General features: G+C 37.5%; 27 protein-coding genes. 14 read left to right on the top strand and 13 right to left on the bottom strand.

Features of this window, described 5'->3' with window-relative positions:
- Positions 1 to 280: 280 nt before the first annotated feature.
- On the bottom strand, positions 281 to 2,011 hold the full coding sequence (locus AC1VU3_RS11780; protein WP_480390685.1) for a methyl-accepting chemotaxis protein: 1,731 nt from the start codon (positions 2,009 to 2,011) through the stop codon (positions 281 to 283).
- A gap of 362 nt (positions 2,012 to 2,373) precedes the next feature.
- On the opposite strand from AC1VU3_RS11780, the gene AC1VU3_RS11775 reads away from it, so the two are divergent.
- The 4 genes from AC1VU3_RS11775 (at position 2,374) to AC1VU3_RS11760 (ending at position 6,088) form a co-directional block, all read left to right on the top strand.
- On the top strand, positions 2,374 to 2,862 hold the full coding sequence (locus tag AC1VU3_RS11775; RefSeq protein ID WP_480390686.1) for a DUF4358 domain-containing protein: 489 nt from the start codon (positions 2,374 to 2,376) through the stop codon (positions 2,860 to 2,862).
- 3 nt (positions 2,863 to 2,865) lie between these two features.
- Positions 2,866 to 4,251, top strand: coding sequence for an MBOAT family O-acyltransferase (locus AC1VU3_RS11770; RefSeq protein ID WP_480390687.1), 1,386 nt, complete (start codon positions 2,866 to 2,868; stop codon positions 4,249 to 4,251).
- Between the two features lie 11 nt (positions 4,252 to 4,262).
- The gene (locus AC1VU3_RS11765; protein WP_482983574.1) at positions 4,263 to 5,405 is read left to right on the top strand and encodes a DHHW family protein; all 1,143 of its coding nucleotides are present in this window, start codon (positions 4,263 to 4,265) and stop codon (positions 5,403 to 5,405) included.
- 116 nt (positions 5,406 to 5,521) lie between these two features.
- Entirely contained in the window at positions 5,522 to 6,088 is a 567-nt protein-coding gene (locus AC1VU3_RS11760; RefSeq protein WP_482983573.1) for a histidine phosphatase family protein, read from the top strand.
- Between the two features lie 535 nt (positions 6,089 to 6,623).
- On the opposite strand, the gene AC1VU3_RS11755 is transcribed toward AC1VU3_RS11760, so the two are convergent.
- Positions 6,624 to 7,766: a YhgE/Pip domain-containing protein gene (locus tag AC1VU3_RS11755; protein WP_480390716.1), complete on the bottom strand. Its 1,143-nt coding sequence runs from the start codon at positions 7,764 to 7,766 to the stop codon at positions 6,624 to 6,626.
- A gap of 126 nt (positions 7,767 to 7,892) precedes the next feature.
- Between AC1VU3_RS11755 and AC1VU3_RS11750 the strand changes: the two genes are divergently transcribed.
- Both AC1VU3_RS11750 and AC1VU3_RS11745 read left to right on the top strand, forming a co-directional pair.
- The gene (locus AC1VU3_RS11750) at positions 7,893 to 8,486 is read left to right on the top strand and encodes a TetR/AcrR family transcriptional regulator (protein WP_480390715.1); all 594 of its coding nucleotides are present in this window, start codon (positions 7,893 to 7,895) and stop codon (positions 8,484 to 8,486) included.
- A gap of 33 nt (positions 8,487 to 8,519) precedes the next feature.
- The gene (locus tag AC1VU3_RS11745; RefSeq protein WP_482983572.1) at positions 8,520 to 8,924 is read left to right on the top strand and encodes an HIT family protein; all 405 of its coding nucleotides are present in this window, start codon (positions 8,520 to 8,522) and stop codon (positions 8,922 to 8,924) included.
- A gap of 134 nt (positions 8,925 to 9,058) precedes the next feature.
- Here the strand turns inward: AC1VU3_RS11745 and AC1VU3_RS11740 are convergent, their stop codons facing one another.
- A complete protein-coding gene (locus AC1VU3_RS11740; protein WP_480390713.1) occupies positions 9,059 to 10,081 on the bottom strand; it encodes a DUF4179 domain-containing protein in 1,023 nt (340 codons plus the stop codon).
- Complete coding sequence (locus tag AC1VU3_RS11735) at positions 10,078 to 10,641, bottom strand: sigma-70 family RNA polymerase sigma factor (protein ID WP_482983571.1); 564 nt, start codon at positions 10,639 to 10,641, stop codon at positions 10,078 to 10,080. Before AC1VU3_RS11735 ends, AC1VU3_RS11740 begins: the two co-directional genes overlap by 4 nt.
- 402 nt (positions 10,642 to 11,043) lie before the next feature.
- Here AC1VU3_RS11735 and AC1VU3_RS11730 point away from each other — a divergent pair, with 402 nt between their 5' ends.
- Positions 11,044 to 11,532, top strand: a complete 489-nt coding sequence (locus AC1VU3_RS11730; RefSeq protein ID WP_480390711.1) for an LURP-one-related/scramblase family protein — start codon at positions 11,044 to 11,046, stop codon at positions 11,530 to 11,532.
- A 68-nt stretch (positions 11,533 to 11,600) separates the two neighbouring features.
- On the opposite strand, the gene AC1VU3_RS11725 is transcribed toward AC1VU3_RS11730, so the two are convergent.
- The 3 genes from AC1VU3_RS11725 to AC1VU3_RS11715 all read right to left on the bottom strand — a co-directional run bounded on the left by AC1VU3_RS11725 (position 11,601) and on the right by AC1VU3_RS11715 (position 13,247).
- A complete protein-coding gene (locus AC1VU3_RS11725; protein WP_480390710.1) occupies positions 11,601 to 12,395 on the bottom strand; it encodes a formate/nitrite transporter family protein in 795 nt (264 codons plus the stop codon).
- Between the two features lie 312 nt (positions 12,396 to 12,707).
- The gene (locus AC1VU3_RS11720; protein WP_482983570.1) at positions 12,708 to 13,019 is read right to left on the bottom strand and encodes a spore coat protein; all 312 of its coding nucleotides are present in this window, start codon (positions 13,017 to 13,019) and stop codon (positions 12,708 to 12,710) included.
- A gap of 24 nt (positions 13,020 to 13,043) precedes the next feature.
- The gene (locus tag AC1VU3_RS11715; RefSeq protein ID WP_482983569.1) at positions 13,044 to 13,247 is read right to left on the bottom strand and encodes a spore coat protein; all 204 of its coding nucleotides are present in this window, start codon (positions 13,245 to 13,247) and stop codon (positions 13,044 to 13,046) included.
- 143 nt (positions 13,248 to 13,390) lie between these two features.
- Between AC1VU3_RS11715 and AC1VU3_RS11710 the strand changes: the two genes are divergently transcribed.
- Positions 13,391 to 14,122: an SDR family NAD(P)-dependent oxidoreductase gene (locus tag AC1VU3_RS11710; RefSeq protein WP_482983568.1), complete on the top strand. Its 732-nt coding sequence runs from the start codon at positions 13,391 to 13,393 to the stop codon at positions 14,120 to 14,122.
- 78 nt (positions 14,123 to 14,200) lie between these two features.
- A complete protein-coding gene (locus tag AC1VU3_RS11705; protein ID WP_482983567.1) occupies positions 14,201 to 15,025 on the top strand; it encodes a squalene/phytoene synthase family protein in 825 nt (274 codons plus the stop codon).
- A 112-nt stretch (positions 15,026 to 15,137) separates the two neighbouring features.
- Here the strand turns inward: AC1VU3_RS11705 and AC1VU3_RS11700 are convergent, their stop codons facing one another.
- A complete protein-coding gene (locus tag AC1VU3_RS11700) occupies positions 15,138 to 16,328 on the bottom strand; it encodes a class I SAM-dependent rRNA methyltransferase (protein WP_482983566.1) in 1,191 nt (396 codons plus the stop codon).
- Between the two features lie 260 nt (positions 16,329 to 16,588).
- Between AC1VU3_RS11700 and AC1VU3_RS11695 the strand changes: the two genes are divergently transcribed.
- A complete protein-coding gene (locus AC1VU3_RS11695; RefSeq protein WP_482983565.1) occupies positions 16,589 to 17,221 on the top strand; it encodes a hypothetical protein in 633 nt (210 codons plus the stop codon).
- 132 nt (positions 17,222 to 17,353) lie between these two features.
- Here the strand turns inward: AC1VU3_RS11695 and AC1VU3_RS11690 are convergent, their stop codons facing one another.
- A complete protein-coding gene (locus AC1VU3_RS11690; protein WP_482983564.1) occupies positions 17,354 to 17,638 on the bottom strand; it encodes a hypothetical protein in 285 nt (94 codons plus the stop codon).
- A gap of 117 nt (positions 17,639 to 17,755) precedes the next feature.
- Between AC1VU3_RS11690 and AC1VU3_RS11685 the strand changes: the two genes are divergently transcribed.
- Entirely contained in the window at positions 17,756 to 17,992 is a 237-nt protein-coding gene (locus tag AC1VU3_RS11685) for a hypothetical protein (RefSeq protein WP_480390566.1), read from the top strand.
- A 42-nt stretch (positions 17,993 to 18,034) separates the two neighbouring features.
- Positions 18,035 to 19,801: a DNA helicase RecQ gene (gene recQ / locus AC1VU3_RS11680; RefSeq protein ID WP_480390567.1), complete on the top strand. Its 1,767-nt coding sequence runs from the start codon at positions 18,035 to 18,037 to the stop codon at positions 19,799 to 19,801.
- Here recQ and AC1VU3_RS11675 read toward each other — a convergent pair.
- Positions 19,786 to 20,007: a DUF2187 family protein gene (locus AC1VU3_RS11675; protein ID WP_480390568.1), complete on the bottom strand. Its 222-nt coding sequence runs from the start codon at positions 20,005 to 20,007 to the stop codon at positions 19,786 to 19,788. The two genes, recQ and AC1VU3_RS11675, sit on opposite strands and share 16 nt — an antisense overlap.
- A gap of 195 nt (positions 20,008 to 20,202) precedes the next feature.
- Between AC1VU3_RS11675 and AC1VU3_RS11670 the strand changes: the two genes are divergently transcribed.
- Both AC1VU3_RS11670 and AC1VU3_RS11665 read left to right on the top strand, forming a co-directional pair.
- The gene (locus AC1VU3_RS11670) at positions 20,203 to 21,642 is read left to right on the top strand and encodes a DEAD/DEAH box helicase (protein ID WP_480390569.1); all 1,440 of its coding nucleotides are present in this window, start codon (positions 20,203 to 20,205) and stop codon (positions 21,640 to 21,642) included.
- Between the two features lie 290 nt (positions 21,643 to 21,932).
- Positions 21,933 to 22,400 carry an SRPBCC family protein gene (locus AC1VU3_RS11665; RefSeq protein ID WP_482983563.1) on the top strand — a complete coding sequence of 156 codons (468 nt, stop codon included), beginning with the start codon at positions 21,933 to 21,935 and terminating at the stop codon, positions 22,398 to 22,400.
- Here AC1VU3_RS11665 and AC1VU3_RS11660 read toward each other — a convergent pair.
- From AC1VU3_RS11660 to AC1VU3_RS11650, 3 genes are all read right to left on the bottom strand, one after another.
- Positions 22,386 to 23,243 carry an alpha/beta fold hydrolase gene (locus AC1VU3_RS11660; protein WP_480390571.1) on the bottom strand — a complete coding sequence of 286 codons (858 nt, stop codon included), beginning with the start codon at positions 23,241 to 23,243 and terminating at the stop codon, positions 22,386 to 22,388. The genes AC1VU3_RS11665 and AC1VU3_RS11660 overlap by 15 nt on opposite strands.
- Before the next feature lie 243 nt (positions 23,244 to 23,486).
- Positions 23,487 to 23,669, bottom strand: a complete 183-nt coding sequence (locus tag AC1VU3_RS11655) for a hypothetical protein (RefSeq protein WP_480390572.1) — start codon at positions 23,667 to 23,669, stop codon at positions 23,487 to 23,489.
- A 14-nt stretch (positions 23,670 to 23,683) separates the two neighbouring features.
- A complete protein-coding gene (locus tag AC1VU3_RS11650; protein ID WP_480390573.1) occupies positions 23,684 to 24,250 on the bottom strand; it encodes a DJ-1/PfpI family protein in 567 nt (188 codons plus the stop codon).
- Positions 24,251 to 24,292 lie beyond the last annotated feature (42 nt).

The following is a 24,292-nucleotide window of genomic DNA, read 5'->3' as shown; positions in this document are numbered from 1 at the left end:
CTGTCTTTCTTAATATACTTTTACCTTATTTTAACATAACCTTCCTTATTATCTTTAAGGTATTGGTATATCCAAACGGCAAGAGCTTTAACACGCAAAGCTGTTAAAGGTTCTTCCAATCTCGGCACTAGATTGCCTTTATACAGTATCTAGATGTTGATATAATTACAATTAATGTTTTTTTATTTGATGGTAATAAAAAGATGAAGGGGATAAACGGTTATATGAAAAATAGCCCTCTATCAGAAAAAAAGAGATAGAAGAGCTATTTATGTTTCTATTATTCTATACGGAAGCTATGAATCATCTTGTTTACTTTTTCGCTCAGTTCATTTAACATTTCAGCTGATTTTTGAAGATTATCAAAAGCTTTGTTTTGATGATCAATGGAGTCATTTATTAACTCTGTTTTTTGTGAGACTTCACCAGCGACGTGTGATATATCAGTTATAGCGTTTACGACATCCTCTTTTATATTATTCGCATGAGAAATTTCCTCAGCAATTTCATTGAGAGAATGTAGGATATGGCTAATTGTTTCGTTTATTGTGTGGAATGCTACTCCGGTTTCTGCAACTATATTACCTTGTTCATTGTTAATCTGTACAGTTTGATTCATTAATACTAACGTTTTCTTGGTGTCATCTTCAATTGTCGTGATGGTGTCTTCAATTTGTTTGGAAGCAGTTGCAGATTGTGCTGCTAATTTTTGTACTTCCGATGCAACTACCGCAAATCCAACCCCATACTCTCCAGCTCTTGCAGCCTCAATGCTTGCATTCAGTGCAAGTAGGTTAGTTTGACTAGAAATCTCATTTAGGGTCTGAACAATTGATCCAATTTTTTTCATATTTTCCGCAAGAACTTGTACTACTCCCACAACTTGATGTGTGCTGTTTATGGATATCTCTGTTTTTTCTTGTAAATCCTCTAGCTTGCCAACGCCTTGTTGTAAAACTACTTTTGCATTCGCAGATAGTTTGTCCATATCTATATTCTTTTGGTTCAATTTATTAATAACCTCTGATAATTCAAAGGTCTTTTGATTCGTTATTTCTGTTAGATTTTTTTGCTTTGTAACACCTGCTGCAATTTCCACAATCTCTTTACTAATTTTTTCACCCGTTTTACTTGTTTCCTCAGAAATGTAACCAAGTTGGTGGGATGAATCACTTAGATGTTCTACTGTTTTTCTGACAGTAGAGATTAGTTGCTTTGTTTGATTAGTCATTAAGTTGAAATCCCTGGACAATTCCCCTAACTCATCATTTGTAGATGAATTAATTGTTGCTGTTAAGTCACCCTCAGCCATCTTCCTGACATTATTTCTTAGCGTGAGAATTGGGCGATTGATCGAACGGATAACTAGTAAACCAAGCAACGTACTAACGATTAGCCCGAGGATAATGATAATGCATGTAATCAGAAAGAGTTGGGAATAATTTTCTTTCACATCTTTCAACATACTTTCATTGTTATCGTAATATAAGTCACCAATGACATCTAACGATTCCTCTGCAGCTTCAAATTTTTTCAAGCCTTCACCTTGAGATAGCAACATGCCTTGTTCACGGTCGGCAGGATTAGAAGAAGATAGTAATGATACAATTTCCTGTGAAATGATAAAATATTCTTCTTTCATGCTTTCATACGTTTGAGCAAGTTCCTCTTCATTTGGAAGATTGATAATATTACCGTAATATTCAGCGAATCTTTCTTGGATATCCTCTTTTTGGCCATTATACTCCTCAAGTTGCGCTTTAAAAGCTTCCGTACCCGGTTCGTAAAGGTAAAGATTTTTTTCGGCCAAGTACATTTGGTGAAAATCAATTCCAACTGTCCGTAATAGATTCAAATTTTTTGATCTACTTTCCAAACTCTCTTCTAAAGAGGACTGGACCTTCTGTAGATTATATAACCCAGTTATCCCTACTAGAACATTCGTTAAAACTACCACAATAACTATCGTATAGATTTTTGCTTTTATAGACATTCTAAAATTTTTAATCACAGTGAGTCTCCTTCAGGATGAATTAAATAGTAGTAATTTGTACCAATAAATATTTCTGTTGATGACTATATACCTTTCATATATGTCGTAAATGCTTAAATTTAGGGTCTTTTGGATTAGTCTTAATTAACTAGTATTAATTTTACCATATTTAATACTTTTTGGGAATAATAAATTTCTAAATATGTTTACTATAGGAATGAACAAAATGACGGAGAAAATATTAAATCGGATGTTATCGATAGTTGGAGAATTTGTATTGGTGGATATTAACTTTCGCTAATTTGCATAATACGTTTGAGTAATTGGAATAATTTTTGAAACAAAACAAAATATATTCTAAAAAAGGAGCCGACATTTCAATGAATAAGTTAAAGATGATATTGGGACATATGATGATAGGTGGATTGCTACTGGCAGGGTGTTCTAATAGTAACGAACAGGAATCAGCAGATCCAGGTTTAACGCCAAATGAAATGGTGGAAGAAATGTTAGCGAAGGTAGAGCAGCCGATGCTGATGGAATTAACTGATGATCAGATAAAGGATACGTATAACATAGACCCTGCAAAGCTTGAGGCATATGCGATACGAATTCCAATGATGAATGTGAAGACGAACGAAATTGCGATTTTAAAAGTAAAAGATGAAGCAGATGTACCAGAAGTGGAAGAAGCATTGAAGAAAAGAGCGGAAAACGTACAAAAACAATTTGAAACATACCTTCCAGACCAATATGAAAATGCGAAAAATTATAAGCTAGTTACGAAGGGCAAGTATGTGTTGTTCGTTATCTCAGAAAGTGCGGACGAGCTTGTAGAAGTATACGAAGGTTTTTTTAAACAATCCTAGAAAATGGTTTTTAGTAGTCTGCTTTTCCTGTTTTTATTCCTACCTGCAGTTTTAACTCTCTATTATTGTTCGCCCAGAAGGATACGAAACTTACTTTTATTTATAACAAGTCTTTTCTTCTATGCCTGGGGAGAACCAATTTATATTGTCATCATGCTGGTGTCGACCTTATCCGATTACTTTTTTGGATTGTTATTAGATAAACAAAATTTCAATGTTACTAAACGAAAAGTGGTAGTGGCATTATCTGTGACGGTCAACCTTGCGCTATTATCTTTTTTTAAATATGCTGATTTTCTTATTCAGAATATTAATGGGCTATTTGGTACCGATATACCGTTAACAGAGCTTCCACTGCCAATCGGTATTTCCTTTTATACATTCCAGTCCATGTCTTACATTATAGATGTCTATAGAGGTACAGCGAAGGCACAGCGCAACTGGATTGACTTTGGGGCTTACGTATCATTATTTCCTCAGTTAGTGGCAGGGCCGATAGTGAAATATAATACGATAGCAGAACAGCTTCAAAATCGGTCGGAAAATAGAGAGCAGTTTGCTGAAGGGGTTCGAAGATTTACTATCGGGCTGGCGAAAAAGGTGCTATTAGCTAATAATATCGGTTTACTCTGGGAGTCCATTTCGAGCTCCCAGACAGATGCATTGCCCATGCTAACTGCCTGGTTAGGGATTATTGCCTTTGCATTCCAAATATATTTTGATTTTAGCGGTTATTCCGATATGGCTATTGGACTTGGTCTCATGTTTGGCTTTCGTTTTAATGAAAACTTTAATAAACCATATACAGCCCAAAGCATCACAGACTTCTGGAGAAGATGGCACATCTCGCTAGGTAGCTGGTTCAGAGAATATGTTTATATACCTTTGGGAGGGAATCGCCAAGGACTACTAAAGCAAGCAAGGAATATATTAGTGGTATGGATGCTAACGGGATTTTGGCATGGAGCAAGCTGGAATTTCATCTTATGGGGTCTGTATTTCGGTATCATCCTCATGTTTGAAAAGTGGATAGGCTTGAAGCTTTTATCTGGCTTACCGCAGTGGATTAGGCATGTGTATGCGCTTGTATTGATTCTTGTAGGGTGGGTACTGTTTGCCTTTGAGACGCCTTCTCTAATAGTAGATTATTTAACGGCCATGGCAGGCTTCAATAACCAACCACTTTGGAATGCGGAGACGGGATACTATTTTTATACAAATATTATTTTGTTAATCGTTTTAATCATTGCCTCTCTGCCCAAGAAGCAGTGGTTAAGAGCGGAGGGTTTTTGGATGCTTTATCTAGCGTGGTATGGCTTTCTTTTCTTTCTGTCAGTCGCTTATTTAGTGGACGCTACCTTTAACCCATTTTTATATTTCCGTTTCTAAGGAGTGAAAACTTGAAGGAAAAAGCGGATAAACTATTAATAACTTTTTTCATCGGGTCACTGTTTCTTTTAGCATTTCTCTTTTTTCTGTTGCCACACCAACGATTTTCGGAACTAGAAAACAGATACTTACAAAAGCTCCCGGACCTTACCTTAAAAAATATACTGTCTTCCAGTTATGCAGCAGATGCGGAGAGCTATGTAACGGATCATTTTCCCTTTCGAAATAAGTGGCTAGAGGTAAAGTCCATTAGTGAACAGGCACGTCTACAGAAAGAGAATAATGGTATTTATAAAGGAAAGAATGGCTATTTATTTGAAAAGTTTCAGAAACCAGACGATCAAAAGCTCCGGCGCTATCTGGATACGGTGAATGGATTTGCTGCTAGTCGTTCGAATGTAGAGGTGACGTTTTTATTGGCACCTACATCTGTTGGTATTTATCCCGAGTATTTGCCATGGCTGGCACCTTCTTATTCTCAAGAAAAGGTGAATGAATTTGTCGGGTATCATTTATCGAAAGAGCTAACTTATTTAAATGGCTTTGATTTCCTTGACCCACAAAAATCTGAATCCATTTATTATCGTACCGATCACCATTGGACGACATACGGGGCGTACTTGGCGTATGTTGCTTATGCAGAAAAGATGGGGTGGCACCCACTGTCAAAAAGTGAATTTTATATCCATAAAGTGAGTGATTCATTCCTTGGTAGCTATCATACGCGAAGCCAGTTTAAAGGACTTTCTCCAGATACGATAGACGCTTATTTTCCACGCAAAGCTATTGCAACTGGAATGTTCATAGCAGATACCAATCAAACCTGGACAAGTATGTATGACAAAAGTTTTCTGAAGAAGAAGGATCAATACTCCTATTTTCTAGGCGGCGTCCATGCATTAATAAAAATAACTTCAAATCTGATTGCCCCAGACATTGAACAAGAAAAGCTACTCATCATCAAGGACTCTTATGCACATAACATCATACCATTCCTAACTTGCCATGTACCTGAGATTCATGTGGTGGATATTCGATATTACAATGGAAGTATAGGGGAATATATGAACGAGAATGGAATAGAGGATGTCTTATTTTTATTTAATACCTCCACCTTCGTCGAAGAAGAGTCGATATTAAAGCTGAATAGTTAGAATTACTTCATGCCATGGCCAAGTTGGTCATGGCATTTTGCGTGTTTACATCTAAATGGCTAAGAAAGGATTCCGATTGCTACTTGTAGAAAGTGAGAAGAGCAATCATAGAGGAGTTGTTTTTTGTAACTAATTTATATTTTGTAAGACATGCTCATTCCATTTATACACCAGATGAACTGGTGCGACCTTTATCAAGGAGAGGGTTTGAGGATGCTCACAGGGTGACAGAGCTTTTAAAAACGGAAAAGATAGATGTAGTGATTTCAAGTCCATATAAGAGAGCAATACAAACCGTCCAAGGTATTGCAGCATACGGAAATAAAGAAATCCAGATAGTAGAGGGATTTAAAGAAAGAAAGCTGTCTACGGAGCCGGCTGAGGACTTTCATCTTGCCATCCGAAAAGTATGGGAGGATGAGCAATTTGCTTGGAAAGGCGGAGAGTCCAATCTTGTTGCTCAACAACGGGGGATAGAGGCAATGTATCAGGTATTAGAAACTTACAAAAATCAAAACATAGTCATCGGCACACATGGAAACATTATAGTGTTGATGATGAATTATTTTGATAAGCAATATGACTTTTCTTTTTGGAGCAGCCTCGATATGCCAGATATCTATCGTTTAACGTTTGATAGTACAGAGTTAAAAGAAGTTAAGAGATTGTGGAAAAGAGGATAAAGATGTAGGCCCAATACCATCGCAAAGACCTCTCGTCTTATCGTAAAGACCCTTGGTGTAATCGTGGAGATAAGGTGGATTATCGCAAAGACCTCGAATTTAAATGCAGACTTCCTAGCTGGGATGTCGCTATCGTAAAGAACTGGCACGTAATCGTCTCTACAAAGAATTGAAAAGAGATGTAGAAATATAATTAAAAAGGTTCATCACCAAAAGCTGGAGATGACATATAAGAAAAAGTTGATTGAAGTGTCGGCTGGCGACTCCTAGGGGATTAGCGAATTTATTTGCGACGAAACCGAAGCGACAGGAGCACCCGTGCGGAAAATCCAATTGTTTCGGAAGCATCCGAAACAAGATGGAAAACTAAGAACGGCACATCGTGTGCCAACGTTTTCCTGACCAACATCCTGTTGTCCCGAAGCCGCACCCCCAGGAAAGCGTCCAGCCAGAACGGAAATCCACCCCAAGTTATGGTGAAGAACCATTAAAAAAGACGTTATTCTGCGATAGCTGCAAAATAACGTCTTACCTCTTATTTTTTTGCTACTTTCACTGGCTTGAAGAGTGAGAGTAGATAGATAACAAAACCGGCAATACCGATACCTAAAATAGTAAGGAACGAACCACCTGTATAGAAGCCGCTGCCGAAGTAGAAGATTTCTCGTAGACCTTCTGACGCGAAACGGATAGGAACCCAAGGGCGAATGAAGTTTACAAAAAAGTCTGGAAGCATTTCTTGTGGCGTCATGAGTACTCCCATACCTAAAAGCATGACTACCATAAACAATGTAATAGCTGGCTTACCAATCCAAGCTGTAATTGCAGATACTAATAAAAAGAAGCAGAACGCTGCAAAGGACACAAAGAAAGCAACTAGGAAGTAGCTAGGCATGTTAATCCCAGCGATAGATGCTAAAGTTGCCACGGTGAAGCCTGAAAACAGGGCAACAAAAACACCAAATAATAATTGTTCACCCATTAAACGTAATGTTTGTTTACGAGTTAGCATTTCTCTTTTTAGAATGCTAGAAGTAGCCAAGAATAAAACGAAACCACCAATTAATGCTCCTACCCAAGCAGGCACTGCCATTAAAGTAGGTGCACTACCATTTGCTGTAGCGGCAGTAATAGGGTTAAATACTTGTTCTTTCGAGATAATCGGATTCACTAGTACTGCAGCTTTGTCAGCATCGATTTTTTGGTCGCCCAATTGTTCGATAAAGTTAGCAGAGTATTGTCCGCTTACCTGAGTGATTAAACCGTTTAAGGCTGTTTTAGCGAAGTTAGCACCTGTCGCGTTAAAGCCTTGGTTAATATATACTTCTAATGTTGCGGCACTGTTGTTTGTTAAAGCGTTTTGTACGGCATCATTATAGCCTTCTGGAATAACTAATGCGCCATAATATTTCTTATCATCAAATAGCTTTTCAATATTCTCTAGTTTTTCTTCCGTAAAAGCTAACGTAGGTTCTTTACCGTCTATGCCGATACTAATTTGTTGCACGGCCGCTTTTACAGCATCTACATGATTACCTTCATCATTCACAATGAGTGCGACTGGTAGATTTCTTACTTGAGGATCTCCTTGTGCAAATAAGTTTACTGAGAATAGTGCAATGATTAATATAACAGCGATGGGTGCTGCCCATGCTAATTTTTCTTTAAATAGTCTCAAGCGATCTTCGTCCCTTCTTAATTATGAACACACTGTTTAGTGGTTTCTATTAATTTTATGATTTACAATAAAGCAAAGCAATCAACAAAATGAACATATTGTTCAATTTTTGAAAGGGGGATGTTTTTGAGCACTTATTTAGAGAAAAATCGTAAAACAAAAGAGCTTATACAAAAATCGTTTATTCAAATTTTAGAGGAGAAGTCATTCGAATCCATTACGGTTGGAGACATTGCGAAGCAAGCAAAAATAAATAGAGGAACATTTTATTTACACTATAAGGATAAATTTGACCTGCTAGATCAAATTGAACAGCAATTATTTAATGACTTAGGGGATCATATTGATAAATTACAGTCAAATTATTCTTCTACCAATACATTTGAAGCAGGGCAGGAGCAGCTTGCTGCGGCCCTGTTCGACTCTATAAAGAAGCATTCACCATTATTAAAGATTTTTTTAAACGACCACGGAAGAGCAGGCTTTCACCTTAGATTTAGGGAAGCTTTTTCAGAAAAGGTACGTATAAACCTGGAGAAAAATGAAGTATTTACTGCCGATTTAACTGTTCCAATGGAGTACTTTTTATCATTCATTACATCGGCTTTTTTAGGATTAATCGAGCAATGGGTTCAAAATGGTTTAGATAAAACTCCAGAAGAGATGACCAAGTTATATATTGATATTATTTTATTTATTAAAAGTAATAAGGGTGTTTGAGAAATAAATCCTAACAAGAGGGGGGCCTTTAAGATGAATGAATGTCAGCTGTGTCATTTAGAGTTAATGCCTACACAAACGATAATGATGGAAAATGAGCATTGTATGTTTTTGCAACTGGAGGATGCTCGTAAGAAAGGTATGCCACTTGAGGGTGCTGGAATTATTGTACCGAAAATACATAGAGAGACAGCTTTTGATTTAACGATAGAAGAGTGGAATGCTACCTATGAGCTTCTACAGGAAGTAAAACAGTATTTAGATGAGGTTTATGACCCAAGTGGCTATAATTTAGGCTGGAATTGTGGAGAAATCGCAGGACAACATATCATGCATGCGCATTTTCATGTGTTGCCACGGTACAAGGATGAGTCATTAGCAGGTAAAGGTATACGATATATGTTCAAGGGTGAAAAAAATAAAAGAAATGAGAAGTAAAAATAGGAAGAGAATGGATGAAAAAGTGGGTAGATGAGCTGTGTACAATCTTGCTGTTTATATTCAAATGAAGAGGTTTGATAGAATACCAAAAGTGCCAAGACCGTTATATGGACTTGGCACAAAAATACACATTACTTTATATTAATTACAATAGGCTCCAACTCGATTTCAATATGTCCTTTCCCATAAAGTAAGCTTGCAACTTCCGCAGGCTGGATAATGAGTTGGGTTGCATCTTTATGAATCACTCCAAAGGATGTTGTTCCTTTAAATGTTTTATAATCATCGTCTGTTGTGCCAGCTCCCCCAGTACCATCCATATATTTATTTCCTAGATTATCTGTGATATAGAAAACAGGCGAAACACTCTCCCACTCCTTTAGCAAACTATCCTGAACTGACTGATGGTATGAAATAATCGTGGATACATCTGTAAATTCTATGGATGAAAGAGTGAAGCTCACTTCAGAATTTGAAATAGTTTTATTCAATAGCTGTAAGTTACCTTCTAATCGATTTAGTGAAAAGTCAAATGACCAATCACCCTCTACTTCGGTATTTGTGACAGGGTTGTAAAATGCTTTAGGCTCCCATGTAATGTTAACTGTTTCAGGATATTCATTGCTTTTAAAGTGAGGTGTAAAACTGGAAAAGCCCACATAACGGGAATCACTAATCTTTGAAATGCCACCAGTACCTCCACTCCCCTTAGAACCGGCTACTTCAAACCAATTAGGAGCGCGAACATGAATAGTATCACCAAAATCGTGTTCTGTTTCTATGGCATAAGACACTGTAATATTTGTGCCATCATACACTGCGTTATCAATCATAATAGTCATACCGTTGTCAGTTTGAACCATTCCAATTTCACTAGAAAAAGACTCGAAGTTAGTGTATTGCTTATTTTCATCGTTTATATAGTGAATCACATTGTCCATAAATGGTAACTGGGATGCCACAGAAGGAAAAGCAAAGTTTGTTGCAGCTACTGCGCTAATTAGTATTGCTGCTGCAGCCACAAATTTCTTCCATGCCGTCCCCTTCTTTTGTTTATTTAATACATGATTTTTCACTCGTTTTTTTTCTGACTCTGAAACCTGTTCTAATTCCATTTGGTCTATATCAAGTTTTACCCATTCCTTTATACTCATACAAACCTCTCCTTTAGCTTTGTATTATTAGCCAAAGCCTTTTTCCCGCGATATAGCCTATTATCAACAGCGGCTTTTGTTATTCCTAGGGAGTCTGCGATTTCGCCATTCGAAAGTTCAAGATAATATTTCATAATAAATACATGACGATCTAACTCTGAAAACTCACTAAGCGCAAACAGAATTTCATTTTTATCTTCCTTACGCATGATTTGTTGCTCTGTTTGAAGTAAGCTTGCTTTTTCATTAAGTAGTATATCTGGTTGCTCAATGGTCTGCTGTTTTTCAGCACGTCGGTATAAATCTATTGCTTTATATTTTGCAATCATACCTATCCATTTTTTAAAATCCTCTTGGTCACCTTTAAACTGTTTGCTATTTTCCCACACAGAAAGAAATACATCGTTTACACATTCATCAATATCTGCTCGCTTTTTATTGTGTAGGATTTTGATTGTTATCGTTTTAACCAGAGGCATATATTGATCAATAATATATTCTAGTGCATCTTCTTTTTGTTTTCTTAATCTCAAAATAAAATTCTTAGGGGTACTTTTCATCGACTCCGCTCCTTATATAAATTAAAAAAGCTTTTTCGTTAATTACAACGAACGATAGGCTAACTTATTCTTAAAAACTTTTGAAAAAAAATCAGAGGTATTGTTAAAGCGTCTATTTGTTTGAGAGTAGCACCCCTAAAAAGATAGAATATTTAGATTAAAATGCTACAATTAATTTTATTTATAGTAAAGTTGAATTTGTATAATCGATATAACTTTACTTGCAGATGGGTGATATAGAGAGAATATAATTCCTATAAAATTATTATTTAGGTTCATCACCAAAAGTTTGGGGATGACATTCAACCCCAAGTTATGGTGAATAACATTATTTAAGTGGAGAACTAATCAAGGATTTAATCAATCTCAAGATATCTAAGTCAAATATGAAGGAGACAAAAAATGAAACAGCTATATATAAAGCAAAAGGTGTTTAGTTTAAGTGGTAAGTTTACAGTAAAGGATCAGCAGGAGAGAGATGTTTATTACGTGGAGGGCAGTTTTCTGAGAGTGCCCAAGACTTTTTCCATTATGAATAAGGCAAGAGAGGAGGTTGCGTTAATTACTAAAAAGGTATTTAGCTTTTTGCCTAAGTTTTTTGTAGAAGTGAATGGGCGAGAGATATTGACGATTCAAAAGGAATTTTCCTTTTTTAAAGCACGCTATACGATTCAGGCGGCGAATATGGAGGTGCGTGGCAATTGGTGGGATATGAATTTTCAGGTATTTCAAGATGGTGAAGTGGTTGGCAGTGTAAGTAAGGAATGGTTCACTTGGGGTGATAGCTACAAGGTGGAAGTGTTAAAAGACGAGATGGAAACGATGATCATTGCAATTGTTGTGGCAATTGATTGTGTGAAAGCTGATGAAGCTGCCGCAGCTTCTACGTGATGTAATTATACAGAGTAAAAAACAGGCACATGTCCTACTTGTTGGTAGGATATGTGCCTGTCTAAATTTTATTTTTTATCTTCTTCAGCTTCCATAAACGGTTTGTTTAAGTAATGGTACATGAATGCCATGAACAATGTTCCACCAATAAGGTTTCCGAATGTTACAGGAATAATATTGTGTAAGACATCACTAAATGTCACTGCATCTGGATGCTGAGTTGCCATTGTCACACCAAAGGTAACAAAATTAGCGATACTATGTTCATAACCGGATACAAAGAAACCGAAAACTAGAAACAGCATTACGGCAATTTTTGCAGTCTCTCCCTGAATACGATAAGGAAGGAAAAAGGCAAGGCATACAAGCCAGTTACATAGAATACCACGGAAAAACAATTCGGACGTCGGTGCAGATGTTTTTCCTTCAGCTACACTTACTAAAAAGCTGTTTACAGAAGGATCTTTGAATAGCCCGGTTGCAAAAATCAACAGTGCAAATAAAACTGCTCCAATGATATTTCCAACGTAGCTGTATAACCATAACCTTCCGACATCTTTCCAGCCCAATTGCTTGCGAATAGCACCATAGGTATAGTAAAAGGTATCTCCAGTGAACAGAATACCCCCGCCATAATAAATCAAGATAATAGCAATACCAAATGTAAAGGCTGCAACTGGATATGCAAAGGGAGAATGTTCTAAGTAAAAGTAATTACCCGTTTTAAACGCTACAATAACGCCAAAACCAATGAATAAACTTGCAAGTATAGCTCTTAAAAGATAATTGAGAGAGCTACTTTGATGAATAAATAACCTCTTTTGAGCCAGAGCTTCTATTTTGGATAATGCTTCTTTTTCCAATTCAAATCACCACACTATTTAAATTTAGATCGATTTTTCCAATCATCTTAAGTTGTCCTATATCTGTTTTTACATACATAGTGGACAGCACATTATTTTAAAATAATTAATGGATAAACAAGAGGATAAAACGAGGGATTTTTAGGACATTTTTGCGCATTTTAAATAGATGTGAGTTTTGTTAAGGAGATTGTATAGGTATTAAGAGAATAACAAGAGAGAGGTAAAAATACTTGGAAGAAATAAGTGTAAAAGGAATTTCTAATTGAAGACAGAAAAAAACTTGGGACAATTGACGTCCCAAGCTACTTCTTATTTTTTCGCTAAATTCAAAGCAATATCTGCTTTTTCTAAATCATGCTCCATTTGCTCGTCCAAATCGTATGCATGATACATTTCGTTTTTAATCATATATTGAGCAATCTTGTCATGAGTATCAATAGCGTTGTCCAGTTCACGGCGTAGTAGCTTCTTCACAGAAGGAGTAGCTGTTTCAGTGATAGCTGTCGCAAGGTTACGAACAGCGGCTTTGGATGTGATCAATAAATCAGTTGCAATTGCTAAGTCGTCAATCATTGCCATTTCTTGTTGTTCATTTTTTGTTTCTTCTTTTTTAGTAGCCATGTAATATTCCTCCTATTCATTCATTTATTTACTTGCATCTGCAAGAACTTTTCGTAAATCTTTAATAGCCTTCGTAGAAAGCTCTAAATCTTCCTCTAAAATTTCCTTAAGCTTTTTATCTTGAACTAGATCCACAAATAATTTACTTTTTGTTACACAAGCAGTTTTGAAAATCAGCACTTCATGTACCTCTAATTGTTCATGTAAAGCAAGCTCCTTGGTAGCCATTGTATTACCTCCTAGTTCTTTTTGTCCTTATTCGTTTACCCCGCCAGAAAATTTTTAATCATTTTACTAGCTTGTTAGATTATATTTGAAAGAGGTATAAGAGAGGGCTATGCTAGAGATATGAAAAGTGAGGGGGAGCCTGGATGGATGTTTTTATTGTAACTGGTACAACCAGCGGAATTGGTAAGGAACTAGTGAAGCAACTATTAGAGCAGGAGAAAAAAGTGTTTGGTATTTCTAGAAGTCAGAGTGATATCAACCACGAAAACTATCATCACACCAAGCTAGATTTAGCTGAAAGTTCCTTGCTGGAGCCTGAAATGAAACGAATACTAGGAAAAGCATTGGATAACGCTTCAACTTTAACGTTAATTAATAATGCGGGAACTATTGAACCTCTTGGATTAGCTGGTAATTTAAGTGCAGAAGATATTGCGAAGAGTATTGCGGTTAATCTAACTGCGCCTATGATCTTGACGAGTGTGTTTATCCAAGCAAGTGCAACAAGCGCAATTCCAAAGCGAGTGCTACAAATATCCTCTGGAGCAGGAAGAAAAGGCTATGAGGGTTGGAGCTGCTATTGTGCAGGAAAAGCTGGGTTAGACAGATTTACAGAGGCAGTGCAGCTTGAAGAGGCGAATAAACCGTATGGCGTTCGTCTAGTTTCAATAGCACCGGGAATAATTGATACAAATATGCAGGGAAAAATAAGATCTTCCTCTGAGAAAGAATTCCCGTTAGTTGACCGTTTTAAAGATTACAAAGCTTCTGGACAGCTTAGCAGTGCAGAAGAGGTAGCAAGAAAACTGATAGAATTTGTGCAAAGCGATCGTTTTGAGAAAGCGGAGGTACTATCAGACTTACGTATTCTGTAAACAATCCCATTTTATCTTTTGAAGGAAATCCGATACAATAGAGAGAGAGTCTTAAGGTAGTGAAATGGAGGACTAGTTGTGCAAGAAGTAGCAACATTACAAAAAGAAGCCATGGACATGCTGAAGAAAACGAGCAGAACCTTTTATATTCCAATAACCTTTTTAGAGCCTACGCTTAAAAAGGCGGTTGCTTCTGCATATCTTTGCATGCGTGCTATAGACGAAATTGAAGACCATGAAACATTGGATCCTGATGCTAAGCAATCTATCTTACGTGCTACTAGCCAATTGTTATTAAATGATAGTTTCGATGAAAATGAATACAGAGAGCTTGTCGCTCCTTATGAGGATATATTACCACCAGTTTCTTTACGTTTAGGGGATTGGTTAAAGATCTGTCCGAGTGATTTACTTCAAACAGTCAAAAACTACACGAGTGAGATGGCACAAGGAATGGCCAAATGGGTAGAGAAGAACTGGCAAGTAAAAACCAAGGAAGATTTAGATGAGTATACATACTATGTTGCAGGTCTTGTAGGTGTTATGCTCTCTGATCTTTGGAAATGGAATGCAAACATAGAGGCAGATCGGGAACTGGCAATTGCCTATGGAAGAGGACTTCAAGCGGTCAATATCCTTCGTAACAAAGACGAGGACAAAGAGCGTGGTGTGCAGTTCTTCCCAGAGGGCTGGACAAGAGCAGATATGTTTGCGTACGCCGAAGGTAACTTGGCAAAAGCAGATGAATACATCAAGAGCATTGATCGCAAGAGTATCCTGCTTTTCTGTAAGCTGCCATTAGCGCTAGCACATAAAACATTGAAAGCACTGAAAAACGGAAAAGAAAAAATGTCTCGTTCAGAGGTAGAGGAAACAGTACAAGAGGTACAAGCTGAGGTATAAATAGAAACTTAAAAGCTGCTGTCTGTAATTTTACAGGTGGTAGCTTTTTTATGTACCCGAAAAGAGAGACATTTTAAGAGCGTCTCTCTTTCGGCTATAGTCTAGAAATATTTTATTTCACTCGAATAAACAATACCTTTAAGTAATTACCTTCTTTAAATAAAGGACTTGTTTTAAAGTCACTTGGCAAGGAGTATTCCTCTTCAATTTCGTAGCGGAGATTGCTATCCTTAAACGCCTTATCTACAAAGCTTTTAAACTTTTTCATTCCAAAGGTAGCATTATTGGTTGATGCAACAATCACTCCGTTTTTATTCGTAAGAGAAATAGCATCCTTCAATAGTTTTGTATAATCCTTTGAGGAGCTGAAGGTATATTTTTTAGAACGAGCAAAGCTTGGTGGGTCTAAGATAACTAAATCAAAGGATAGTTCTTTACGTTTTGCATATTTAAAGTACTCAAAAACATCCATTACGACAATATCCTGTTGTGATGGATCAATACCATTGACCTCAAACTGCTCGGTTGTTTTGCTTAAGCTTCTTTTTGCTAAATCGACGCTAGTTGTTTTTTTAGCTCCGCCACTAGCTGCAAAAACAGAGAATGCGCCTGTGTAAGAGAAAGTATTTAGGACTGTTTTTCCTTTGGAATAAGTATCTCTAATCTTCTTCCGAACATCTCGTTGATCCAAAAATACGCCAACCATGGCGCCATCATTTAAATAGATAGCAAAGCTTTGGCCGTTTTCCTTTACTATTAAAGGGAATTCGCCTCTTTCCCCACAGACAAAATCATCATCTTCTACATATTGTCCCTTTGTGTCAAAGCGCTTCTTCTCATAGATACCTTTATATTCAGTACTAGATTCAAGTGCTTCTAATATCATCTTCTTAAAGGAATAGATTCCTTCACTGTACCAGCTAATCAAGTAATAGCCATCAAAATAATCGATGGTTAATCCACCTATCCCATCACCTTCTCCGTTAAACACTCGAAAGGCCGTTGTATCTGGATTTTGGAAGTATTCTTTACGATATTCAAGCGCAGCTTTGATTTTTCGCTGAAAGAACTTAGAGTCTATCGTTTCCGCTTCATTTTTTGTCAGTACCCAGCCAAGTCCTTTGTTTTGATGACCAATATAGCCCTTGGCGATAAACTTACCGGAGGGATTTTGAAGCTTTACAATGGCCCCTTCCTCTAACGAATCTATACGAGGAAATCCTTCCTTGTGTAAGATAGGAACCCCTCTCTGTAAATCATTTGCAGTTGTCTCGTTTACTTTTATAGCTAATTCTTGTTTCAAATATATTCATCCTTCATTTTGAGTTTCTATCATTATCACATACAAAAACTAATATACAAAGGAGGGTGCCTTGGTAGGTACAAGTTTAATAGAGATTTGGATTGTATATTTTTAAACTGCAGAAGTATTTATGTAATAACTTTCCTTCTCCCAGATGAATACGGTTGGTCCAATATTATCCTTACGAAAAAGTTAGTTAGATTTGAAAAGTGCTTGTTGTTAAAATATTTTTGTAAAATATGTACGAGGTGAGACACTATATGGCAAAGGAAAATGTATTAATTGTGTATTTCAAAACAGAAAGTGAAGCATTTCAAGCCTTTACGGAAATTTGTCAAAATACTTTTTCGAGAGAAAAAGATATTTTAATAGAGCAAGCGTCACTTATTAAGAGAGAAAATGGCAATATAATTGGAAAGGATCATTTTACTAATGAACAAAAGAAAAGTGAAGGTGCTGTAATTGGTTCGATTATAGGTAGCTTTATTGGTCTTTTAGGTGGTCCAATAGGTGTGCTATTAGGGTTGGGCGTAGGTGCTTCCCTTGGTACACTTCCATCGATTGATGAAGAGGAGGAAAACGCAGGGATTCTTCATTCAGTGACAAGTCGTTTGCAAGACAACGATGTGGCAATTTTGGCTGTTATTCAGGAAGAGGATGAAGCAAAGCTTGATGACTATTTCGCTAAATTTGAAACGATGATTGTTCGCTACGATGCACATGTCATTGAAGAAGAAATAGAGTATGCGGAGGAATTGCAAGAAGAATTGGCTTATCAAGCACGAATTCAAATGAAACACGAACGTTCGGAGGAACGAAAACACAAAGTCGAAGAAAAACGCGAGCAAATTCGTGCTCGCTTTGAAGCGTTAAAAGAAAAGATAAAATCGTAATTATAAAAGAGCTCTAACATAGACGGTAAGCTGACTAAGAGTATCAAAAGCGCTTATGATCCTGTTACAAATCATAAGCGCTTCCTTTCATTAAACGAGTCATTTTATAGGCCCCTCATGTGCTTGGTCAGCTTAACCATGCCATTTTTTAAAAATGCCTATTAGTAATAGGACCAGACCAATGATGAAAACAATAGGAAATAAAATTACCATCATGGCTCCTGCGGCAAAACCATCCCCAACGAGTATCCCAACACTCATACCGAATAGCCAACTAAGGCCCGGCGCGAAAATGAACATAGTTAGTAAACCCCAAGTAACAAACTTCCTTTTTCTACTTTTCTTCAAAGTTAGTAAAAATCCCACATAAACAGTAACGAAAACAAAAATAAAAGCGAATAATAGTAATTCCCACATTTGGCTTCCCCCTCTCCTATTTGACGAAAAGCAGGAAGAGAAAGATTCCTTGAATCTCCTTCTCTACCGACCTTGTGGTACAATGGAGATAGATATGTAACGGAAAGGAAGTTACCATTGAATAAATTAAAAGGTATTGTGCCTATCATGGTAATAGTAATCATATTGGCCACGATTATGCTAAGTCAGGATCAATACGATGAAGTATCCAACCTAAATAAAATTATCATGACTGCTGGAGCAGCAATCCTTTCTTCTCTTCTTGGATTACTGTTATTAAGACCAGACAAAGACAAGATTGATCCAAAGCCGACGAATCAATCAGGACCGAATAAAAGAGGAAACGGAAAATAATCTGTTTCCTCTTTTGCTTCACTAATATAAGGAGTGACATTATTGATAAAACAAGCAAGACAATTACTGCATAAATACTACGGCTACGACTCCTTCCGTGAGGGGCAGGAAACGATTATCCAACATGTGTTGAATCAGCAATCCAGCTTATGTGTAATGCCTACTGGAGGAGGGAAATCGCTCTGTTATCAGATTCCTTCTCTTATGCTAGAAGGTACTACCATTGTGATTTCTCCCTTAATTTCCCTCATGAAGGATCAGGTGGACACACTATTGCAGGCGGGGATACCAGCAGCCTTCATCAATAGCTCATTGACTACGGAAGAAGTGAGAGAAACGATGGAGGAGGTTGTGAATGGTCAGTATCGCTTACTGTACATTGCTCCTGAACGACTAGATTCGCAATTTTTTTTAAACCAGCTAAAAAGAGTAAAGGTGCCTTTGATTGCAATAGATGAAGCGCATTGTATTTCACAGTGGGGACATGATTTTCGTCCTAGCTACCGTTTGATTCATCGATTAAAGGAAGTTTTTACCGAGGAGCCTGTCATCTTAGCGCTAACTGCAACAGCAACTCCGGCTGTTCGAGAGGATATTTGCAAGCTACTGCAAATCAGTGAAGACCACACGGTAATTACGGGTTTTGAAAGAGAGAATCTAACCTTTTCTGTCGTGTTGGGACAAGACAAAAACAAATTCCTCAAGGATTTTATTAAAAAGAATGCAAATGAAGTTGGGATTATTTATGCAGCAACGAGAAAGACAGTGGACTTGCTCTATGATTTGTTAAATAAAGCAGGGGTTCGTGCTGCAAAGTATCATGCAGGCTTGTCCGAGGTAATGCGGAATCAAGAGCAGGAACGCTTTCTGACGGATGACGCTCAGGTAATGGTTGCCACGAATGCTTTTGGTATGGGGATCGATAAATCCAATGTTCGCTATGTCATTCATTATCAGCTACCGAAAAATATGGAAAGCTATTATCAGGAGGCAGGGAGAGCAGGGAGAGATGGATTGCCAAGTGAATGTGTTGTCCTCTATGCATCTCAAGACGTCCAAACGCAACGTTTCTTAATTGATCAGTCACCGGACCGCGATAGAATTCCGCAAGAGCTAGAAAAACTCCAAGGAATGGTAGATTACTGTCATACAGAAAGCTGTCTACAAAAATTCATCGTAGAATACTTTGGCGAACCAACTAGCGGGGACTGTGGCAGATGTGGAAACTGCACAGATAATAGAGAAATTCAGGATGTCACAAAGGAAGTGCAAATGGTCCTTTCTTGTGTTGTTCGCATGGGACAAAAATTTGGAAAGACGATAACTGCGCAAGTTTTAACTGGCTCAAAAAACAAAAAAATCCAAGACTTTGGATTTACGAAGCTATCTACTTATGGAATTTTAAAAGGAAAATCAGTAAAAGAGGTTTCTGGACTTATTGAGTTTATGATTGCAGAGGGATTATTACTAGTAAACCATGGGAGCATGCCTACGATTTATATTTCCCCTAAGGGGAAGGAAGTTTTATTAGGGAGTAGTAAAATTATGCGAAGAGGGGCAACGGTAACGAAGAAAATTGCTGTGGATGATCCGTTATTTGAAGGATTAAGAGCACTTCGGAAAAAACTTGCGGACGAGGCAGGAGTACCTCCGTTTGTCATTTTTTCTGATAAAACGTTACAGGACATGTGTGTAAAGCGTCCGCAAACCGAAGAAGAGCTATTAGATGTCCATGGTGTTGGCGCTAATAAACGAGATAAATACGGAAAGGCATTTATCGAGGAAATTAGACGTTATATTACGGTGTAGTGTTTATGAGATACTACTGTTAAGTTGGAAGGGACATTAATCTTTTTTGCATCTTCCGTGGATATTTCCACAATTACCGATTGCTCTAAGATTTTAAAGATTGTGCCTTGCACCTCATGGTTATTTCGAGTAAAAGAGATTTTCTCATCAATTTTCCGTGCTGCCACGAAAGGTGTAACATCCTTTGGTTGTCGTTGGAAACTCATGTCATTGCCTCTTTTCTATAAAATTCTCACAAAAAGCGATAGTTTCATTGTACCATAGATGGAACCTAAACAGAGGAAATTAAGCTTTTATATAGAGAGATTACCAGAATAAGATACGTTTTTGTCGATTAAACGAATAAATTAGTTGTCGAAGTTTAAAATTAATTAGAAAGCTTAAAATAGAGGAGAAAATAAATGAACCAGTTTAAAAATCTAAAATTAGATGAAAAAATTATAAAAGCGATTGACCAGTTAGGCTACCAAGAGCCGACAGAGGTTCAGCAAAGAGTGATACCGGTTGCACTACAAAAGCAGGATGTAACAGTCCAATCTAAAACAGGAAGTGGTAAAACTGCTGCCTATGCTATTCCACTGTGTCAATTAGTGAAATGGGAAGAAAACAAGCCACAGGTACTTGTTTTGGTTCCTACGAGAGAGCTAGCTGTACAGGTACAGGAGGACTTTACAAATATCGGCCGTTTTAAGCGGATAAAGGCTCTTGCTGTCTATGGAAAGTCTCCTTTTGCAAAGCAAAAGCTTGCATTAAAGCAGAAGACACATATAGTAGTGGGTACCCCAGGGCGTGTATTAGACCATATAGAAAAGGGTACGCTTGACGTTTCGAAAATAGAATACTTAGTGCTTGATGAAGCAGATGAAATGTTAAATATGGGATTCCTAGAGCAGGTAGAATCTATTATTAAACTGTTGCCGGAGAACCGCACAACGATGCTTTTTTCAGCCACACTTTCTGAGGATATAAAGAACTTGAGCAGTGCGCATATGAAAGCACCTGTTTCTGTCGAGGTTGAAACCAATGAGTTACAACCATCCTCTATCGAGCATGCAAAATATGTCGTAAAAGAGGAAGAGAAGATAGCATTTCTGGAAAAGATGACAATTGTAGAAAATCCAGATAGCTGTATTATCTTTTGTCGAACGAAGGATCGCGTTGATATGCTAGTGGATGTGCTGGACCGAAAAGGATACACAGCAGATAAGCTTCATGGGGGCATGCATCAAGAAGACCGTTTCGAAGTGATGGATGATTTCCGAAGAGGGGAATTTCGCTATCTTATTGCAACGGATGTAGCAGCACGTGGAATTGATATAGAAAATATAAGCCTTGTTGTTCATTTTGATGTACCACTTGAACGAGAAAGCTATGTACACCGTACGGGTAGAACTGGACGTGCTGGGATGACCGGAAAGTCTATTTTACTTGCTACCCCTCACGAAGGGAAATTTGTAAAAGAAATTGAGGAATATATCGGCTTTGAAATAGAAGCGGGTCCTAACTATACAGAAGAAGAGGTTTCGAAAAATAGAGAAGCTTTCCTTGAGAAAATGGAGGAAGCACCTAAGCTTAAATCACAGAAAGGTGAAAAGCTAAACGAAGGTATTACGAAGCTTTATTTTAACGGTGGTAAGAAAAAGAAGCTTCGCGCAGTCGATTTTGTAGGAACCATCGCAAGAATAAATGGTGTCACTGCCGACGATATTGGCATTATTACGATTCAGGACAACTCGACCTATGTAGAAATACTAAACGGTAAAGGTCCCCTTGTATTAAAGACCATGAAAAACACAACAGTAAAAGGAAAACAACTGAAGGTCCACATAGCGAAGAAATAATGATGGAGGCTTGGACAAAAAAACATGATGAGTATATTCCACTTGTTAAAGATTTTTATTAGGAAGTACTCATGGTTCAAAGCGGTGCCGATGATTGCTGTAAAAACAGGGTTACAGTTGAGCCATAGCAACAGTATGCGTTAGCGTGCAGCTATGGCTCATTTTAAGTTTGGAAAATAAGAACGTCTCATCGTGCGATAACGTTTTCCTGCTCTAAGTGGCCGTCGCATCGGAGGACCAAAAAGAACGTCTTAATTGTCCCACCCTCATGCTGATAAGGAGCAAAGTTTATGCCAGTAATCCAATATGAAGTGTATATAGAAGCGCCAATAGAAGTCTGCTTTGACTTAGCCAGAGACATTGATATACATATGAAAACAACAGCCAAAACAAAAGAGAGAGCAATTGCCGGAGTTACTTCGGGATACATTGAAGAGGGGCAGACCGTTACTTGGGAAGCAGTACATCTAGGAGTTAAGCAAAGACTAACAGCTAAAATTTCGCAGATGGATCGACCACACAAATTTACAGATGTCATGGTGAAGGGGGCATTCCATTCCTTTACCCACACCCATGAGTTTGTTCAAAAAGGTAACGGTACAGTAATGAAGGATACCTTCATCTATACTTCTCCCTTAGGTATCCTTGGTAAGCTTGCAGATAAACTGTTTTTAGAAAGATATATGAGAAACTTTATTGTGACTCGTGTAGATGCTCTAAAAAAGTACGCAGAAGAACAACAATTAGTTAGGAAATGAGAGTCCCTGAACAATGAAAGAAACAGCCTCCTCAAAAGCTTGTTTTTCCTCTAAAAAAGGATAATGATTACTTTCTTCAAAAATCCATAAAGAGGAGCGGGGGATCAATTCTTTCATTTCAAATGAAAATTCTACTGGACATTGGACGTCATGTTGTCCGCAAAGGATATAGGTTTTGACTTGAATGGAAGGCAACTGACGAGTGACATCGTAAATCAGCGCCTCTCTGCTAAAAAAGTTCAATCGACTAGCAACAATGCTTTTGGAGATACCTTTAGAAAAGAACTCCTCATATTTTTCGGGACGATAAAGGGAAAGCTGGATTCTTTTCTTGCTATAGGAAGTTCTTTCTTCAGCAGAAAGAGTAGATTTTTTCAATATCTCCATCAGCTCTTGCATTCTAGCATAGTGGGGATGTTTTTCATTATAAATACATCTTTCAGAGGAGGAGCTGTATTCTCTGGCAGCTGATCCTACAGCGATAAGAGCATCCAATGAAGAGGAGAAATGGATTCCATAAAGAAGTCCTAGCATTCCGCCTGTTGAATGTCCGACAAAGGCCCAAGTTGTGAATCCTTTTGATTCTCTTATAGCCTCTAAATCTAGTACAGCATCAATCATACTAAGCTCAAATGCTTCCTTTGGCTTTTCTGAATTCCCTGCATCCCTTAAATTGACTAGGAATACCTGATAATGGTCGGTGAACATCTCTGCAAAATAGTCACCAGAGCTGTTGTATTCTGAATACAAATGGGTGACACAGAGGGGTTTACCAACTCCCTTTGTAAAAATCTCAAACCTTCCCCTTGGCGTCTGAAGCATTTCCACCTTCCATTTCGTCATGGTCCATTCTCCTTTGGTTCTTTTGGTAAAAGTGGATTAATTGTTCCTGACCAGCTCTAAGGTCACTTAATAGGCTTGTGATATATATTAATAAAACAATAATGAAACACACTACAAATAAAATTATTTCATTGCCTCCGAACAAACTTAAATCCAATAATCCAATAATGATAGATAGAATCATACTTATAAATAAAATGAATGATATCTTATCCAAATTAATTCTTGTGTCTCCTCAGAGTGTTATTTTATTTTTTCATTTAGCTCCCTTAACAGATTAATCGCATAGATTAACAAGATGACTATAAGGGATAAAATAAAGACAAACACCAGCTCTAGGTCATTGAATAACACACCAATTCCCATAAAAATAAGCGTAAGAATCCAACTGAAGGCTAAAATTAGCAGTATTCTAATTAAACGCATACAAGCACTCCTTTCTATGCTGACCCTTTGCAGAATGTAAGAATAGACTCTGCATGCTTGCTGTCTTTGATAAGTCCGGCTAATTTGCATACCTCTAGTGTAAATTGCGGAAAAGCAGTTCCTTTTGCTGTGATAAAGCCTTTTCCAATTTCCACCTCACTACCGATATAGTGAGCACCTTCAAATAACTCTCTAAAGTGCTCGAAGGTCCCAGGCTGACAAGTAAACTCCTTTCCTTCAAGCAAACCTGCTTTTGAAAGAAATGTAGCGGAGGCACAAATACTTGCAATAGGGATATGGAGTGAATAAGCTTGTTTTAATAAGTCTGAAAGAGTGGAGTTATCCAGTACCTCTTGCACACCATCTCCTCCTGGTAGTAGAACAAGATCAAACTTCCGAACATCCACCTCTTCCGCGGAAGTGTTTGCAATTGTTGTCAAGCCAGCAACACTCTCTACAGGCTTTCCATCCGCACTAAAAGTAGTTATTTGGGCTTTCCCAAGCTTTCTTAGAAAGAATAAAGTATGAGCAACCTCAAAGTCGGCATATTGAGGAAAAGCAAAGAATAATACATTCATCATAGATGTCCCCTTTGGTTTAATATGGTAAATAATCATACTAAT

It is taken from the genome of Psychrobacillus sp. Z16_25 (genome assembly GCF_056856695.1).
The sequence above is the reverse complement of the archived record's forward strand: the minus strand, read 5'-3'. Positions and strand labels throughout refer to the sequence as shown.

Bases quoted from the DNA above. Each gene is read 5' to 3' on its own strand.
- AC1VU3_RS11720 (WP_482983570.1), bottom strand. From the start codon at position 13,019: ATGGCTACTAAAAAAGAAGAAACAAAAAATGAACAACAAGAAATGGCA.
- AC1VU3_RS11730 (WP_480390711.1), top strand. From the start codon at position 11,044: ATGAAACAGCTATATATAAAGCAAAAGGTGTTTAGTTTAAGTGGTAAG.
- AC1VU3_RS11655 (WP_480390572.1), bottom strand. From the start codon at position 23,669: ATGCGTTTAATTAGAATACTGCTAATTTTAGCCTTCAGTTGGATTCTT.
- AC1VU3_RS11665 (WP_482983563.1), top strand. From the start codon at position 21,933: ATGCCAGTAATCCAATATGAAGTGTATATAGAAGCGCCAATAGAAGTC.
- AC1VU3_RS11650 (WP_480390573.1), bottom strand. From the start codon at position 24,250: ATGATGAATGTATTATTCTTTGCTTTTCCTCAATATGCCGACTTTGAG.
- AC1VU3_RS11775 (WP_480390686.1), top strand. From the start codon at position 2,374: ATGAATAAGTTAAAGATGATATTGGGACATATGATGATAGGTGGATTG.
- AC1VU3_RS11745 (WP_482983572.1), top strand. From the start codon at position 8,520: ATGAATGAATGTCAGCTGTGTCATTTAGAGTTAATGCCTACACAAACG.
- AC1VU3_RS11740 (WP_480390713.1), bottom strand. From the start codon at position 10,081: ATGAGTATAAAGGAATGGGTAAAACTTGATATAGACCAAATGGAATTA.
- AC1VU3_RS11695 (WP_482983565.1), top strand. From the start codon at position 16,589: ATGGCAAAGGAAAATGTATTAATTGTGTATTTCAAAACAGAAAGTGAA.
- AC1VU3_RS11675 (WP_480390568.1), bottom strand. From the start codon at position 20,007: ATGAGTTTCCAACGACAACCAAAGGATGTTACACCTTTCGTGGCAGCA.
- AC1VU3_RS11735 (WP_482983571.1), bottom strand. From the start codon at position 10,641: ATGAAAAGTACCCCTAAGAATTTTATTTTGAGATTAAGAAAACAAAAA.
- AC1VU3_RS11690 (WP_482983564.1), bottom strand. From the start codon at position 17,638: ATGTGGGAATTACTATTATTCGCTTTTATTTTTGTTTTCGTTACTGTT.
- AC1VU3_RS11660 (WP_480390571.1), bottom strand. From the start codon at position 23,243: ATGACGAAATGGAAGGTGGAAATGCTTCAGACGCCAAGGGGAAGGTTT.
- AC1VU3_RS11715 (WP_482983569.1), bottom strand. From the start codon at position 13,247: ATGGCTACCAAGGAGCTTGCTTTACATGAACAATTAGAGGTACATGAA.
- AC1VU3_RS11670 (WP_480390569.1), top strand. From the start codon at position 20,203: ATGAACCAGTTTAAAAATCTAAAATTAGATGAAAAAATTATAAAAGCG.
- AC1VU3_RS11710 (WP_482983568.1), top strand. From the start codon at position 13,391: ATGGATGTTTTTATTGTAACTGGTACAACCAGCGGAATTGGTAAGGAA.
- AC1VU3_RS11770 (WP_480390687.1), top strand. From the start codon at position 2,866: ATGGTTTTTAGTAGTCTGCTTTTCCTGTTTTTATTCCTACCTGCAGTT.